Genomic DNA, 3,075 nt, shown 5'->3' on the forward strand with positions numbered 1-3,075 from the left:
GAGGAAGGGCGGGGCGGGGAGGCGGCTCCGCGCAGCGGTCAGCGGGTCAGACGCGGCACAGCAGCTCACCGTTCAGCACCGAGAACCACGCGTCCGGCTCGGCCCCCCACGCCCGCCACGCGCCCGCGACCCGGGACAGGTCGTCCTTCGTCGCGTGCCCCCCACCCACGGCGGCCTCCGCGTACGAAGACGCGGTCGTCCGGTCCGCCCACAGCGCGGACCACCACGTCACCTCCTCCGGCGTCGCATAGCACCACGCCGTCGCCGTCGCCCGTACCTCCGTGAAGCCCGCCGCCCGGGCCCACGACAGCAGCCGCCGCCCGGCATCCGGTTCGCCGCCGTTCGCGCGGGCCACCCGGTGGTACAGGTCCTGCCACTCCTCCAGGCCCGGCGTCGCCGGGTACCAGGTCATCGCCGCGTAGTCGGCGTCGCGCACCGCCACGATCCCGCCCGGCCGGCACACCCGCCGCATCTCCCGCAGTGCCTGTACCGGGTCGCCGACGTGCTGCAGCACCTGGTGGGCGTGGACCACGTCGAAGCTGTCGTCGGGGAATTCCAGCGCGTGGACGTCCGCCACCGCGAAGTCCACGGCCCCCTCCAGCCCCCGCTCCGCCGCGTACGCGGCCGCCGAATCCAGGACGTCCGCCGCCGCGTCCACCGCCGTGACCCGGCCGCCCGGGGCCACCAGTTCCGCCAGGTCCGCGGTGATGGTGCCCGGCCCGCAGCCCACGTCCAGCACCCGCATGCCCGGCCGCAGCTCACCGATCAGGTAGGCGGCCGAGTTGGCGGCGGTGCGCCAGCGGTGCGAGCGCAGGACCGACTCGTGGTGGCCGTGCGTGTAGACGGCCGTCTCGTGGGCGTTGCTCATGGCGGGCTCCTCCGCGTCCTCGAAGTGTCGAAGTGCTGTGGTGATCACCGTAGGGGATCCGACCGTCATCTGAGATATGCGTTTTGACATGTGGACACCATCCCTGCCTGCCAAGGGGATTGGCGGGGTCGGTGGCAGGGCAGTGCAGGGACGAGGAGAGTGGGCCGCAGGGGAGCCGCAGGACCGGAGCCCCGTCACCGAGGGCGGTGAGGACGATGCCGGAGACCCTGCTGGAACAGCACGCCGCGGCGCTGCGGCTCTTCGGTGAGCGGGTACGGGCCGTCGCGGACGGCCAGTGGGGTGCGCCGACGCCCTGCACCGAGTGGACCGTGCGGGACCTGGTCAACCACGTCACCGGAGAGCAGCTCTGGACGGTGCCGCTGGTCACGGAGGGCCGGACGGTGGCGGAGGTCGGGGACGCCCTCTCCGGCGATCTGCTCGGCGGGGATCCGGCGGGGGCCTGGGAACGGGCCGCGGCCGCCGCCCGGGCGGCCTTCGCCGCGCCCGGGGCGCTGGAGCGCACGGTCGTGCTCTCGTACGGGCCGACGCGCGCGGCGGCGTACTGCGCGGAGCTGACCGCCGACTGCGTCGTCCACGCCTGGGACCTCTCACGGGGCATCGGCGCGGACGACCGGCTGCCGGACGGGCTCGTCGAGTTCTCCCTCAAGGAGGTCATGCCGTACGCCGACGGCCTCGCCGCGAGCGGCCTGTTCGCCGCGCCGCTGGAGGTGCCGGCCGGGGCGGACGCGCAGACCAGGCTGCTGGCGCTGCTGGGGAGGCGCGGATGACGGGCCGGGCGGGGACGCCGTACGGACCACGCGGACGGATGGCGGGATAGCGGGCATTGCAGTGGAAATAATCGTATAAAGGGCACGTCGATCGACGGCCGCGGTCGTGGCGGCGGCGCCGTCGGCGGCAGCCGTGGCGGCACCGGGCAGCGGGAAGGCGGGCACGTGGCGGGGATGGCGGAGGGGACGACGCAAGGGACGGCCGGGGCCGGGGTGTGGCGCCTGGCGCCGGAGGGGCGCGGACCGGTCAGGTACGGTCCGCCGGCCCCCGAGCCCGGCCTGCCGGTGCTGCCGGAGCTGAAGGTCGTCCTCGCCGGGGCGGCGGACCGGGCCGCACCCGAGCCCCCGGGCGGCGGGGAACCCGTACGGGAGGCCGCCTGCCGGCACTGGGCGCGGCGCGGCCTCGCCACCGAGCCGGAGTACGTGGCCGCCGGGCCGGGCGCGCCGGCCCTGCTGCTCGCGCTGCTCGGCGCGTACGGCGGTGACGTGATGCTGCCCCGCCCCTGTCCCGCCTGGTGGACCCCTCAGGTCCGGCTGCTGGGACGGCGCGCCTACCACGTGCCCACTCCGGCCGAGTGCGGCGGCGTACCGGACCCGTACGCCCTGCTGGAGACCGTACGGCGGGTGCGCGCCGAGGGCGGCGACCCGCGCGTGCTCCTCCTGTCGGTGGCCGACGACCCGACCGGCACCGTGCCGCCGCCCGAGATGCTGCGCGAGGCCTGCGAGGCGGCCGACGCCGCCGGGCTGTTCGTGGTCAGCGACGAGAGCTGGCGCGACACCGTCCACCGGCCGCACGACACGCTCGTGCTGAGCCCCGCCGAGATGCTGCCGGACACGGCCGCCGTGCTGGTGGACCTGTCCGGCTCGCTGTTGCCCGGCGGCTGGCCCGCGGCCGTGGCCCGCTTCCCCGCCACCCCGCGCGGCACCTGGCTGCGCGCCCGCACCCTCGACATCCTCACGGCCACCGGAGCACTGCCCGCGGGCCCGGTCGCCGTGGCCGCCGCGCACGCGCTGGAGGAGCCGGACGCCGTCGCCGGGCGGGCCTACGCGGCGGCGGCCCTGCACGGCGCGGTGGCGGCGGCCGCACACCGGGAGCTGCTCGCCGCCGGGGCGTTCGCCCGGCCCCCGCAGGCCGGACGCCACCTGTACGCGGACCTCGCCCCGCTGCGCGCGGGCCTGGCCCGGCACGGGGTGGGCGACGCGATGGAACTGGAGGACTGGCTCGGCGCCCGGCTGGGCTCGCCGACGCCCGGCGGGCAGCGGTTCGCGGACGAACTGGGCGCCCTCAGGGTCCGGCTGTCGACCGGACCGCTGCTGGGCTCCACCCCGCAGGAACGGCTCGCCGCGCTCGGCTCCCGCGAGCCGCTGGAGCTGCCGCACGTCCGGGGCGCCCTCGACCTGCTCGGCTCGGTACTGGCC

At 76.7% G+C, this 3,075-nt stretch carries 3 protein-coding genes; 2 read left to right on the forward strand and 1 reads right to left on the reverse strand.

The window, feature by feature from the left end:
* Positions 1-46 precede the first annotated feature (46 nt).
* Positions 47-868 (reverse strand): class I SAM-dependent methyltransferase, encoded by an 822-nt coding sequence (locus tag VR44_RS37885; RefSeq protein WP_045952219.1) that lies wholly within the window; start codon positions 866-868, stop codon positions 47-49.
* Between the two features lie 215 nt (positions 869-1,083).
* On the opposite strand from VR44_RS37885, the gene VR44_RS37890 reads away from it, so the two are divergent.
* Together VR44_RS37890 and VR44_RS37895 are read left to right on the forward strand one after the other, a co-directional pair.
* A complete protein-coding gene (locus VR44_RS37890) occupies positions 1,084-1,656 on the forward strand; it encodes a TIGR03086 family metal-binding protein (protein WP_045952220.1) in 573 nt (190 codons plus the stop codon).
* Positions 1,657-1,830: 174 nt separating this feature from the next.
* A partial coding sequence (locus VR44_RS37895; protein ID WP_107072592.1) for an aminotransferase class I/II-fold pyridoxal phosphate-dependent enzyme occupies positions 1,831-3,075 on the forward strand: 1,245 nt, incomplete at its 3' end.

This window comes from Streptomyces katrae, from assembly GCF_000966975.1.
Lineage (GTDB): Bacteria > Actinomycetota > Actinomycetes > Streptomycetales > Streptomycetaceae > Streptomyces > Streptomyces katrae.

Excerpts from the sequence above, each read along its gene's own strand:
- VR44_RS37885 (WP_045952219.1), bottom strand. The coding sequence starts at position 868 with ATGAGCAACGCCCACGAGACGGCCGTCTACACGCACGGCCACCACGAG.
- VR44_RS37890 (WP_045952220.1), top strand. The coding sequence starts at position 1,084 with ATGCCGGAGACCCTGCTGGAACAGCACGCCGCGGCGCTGCGGCTCTTC.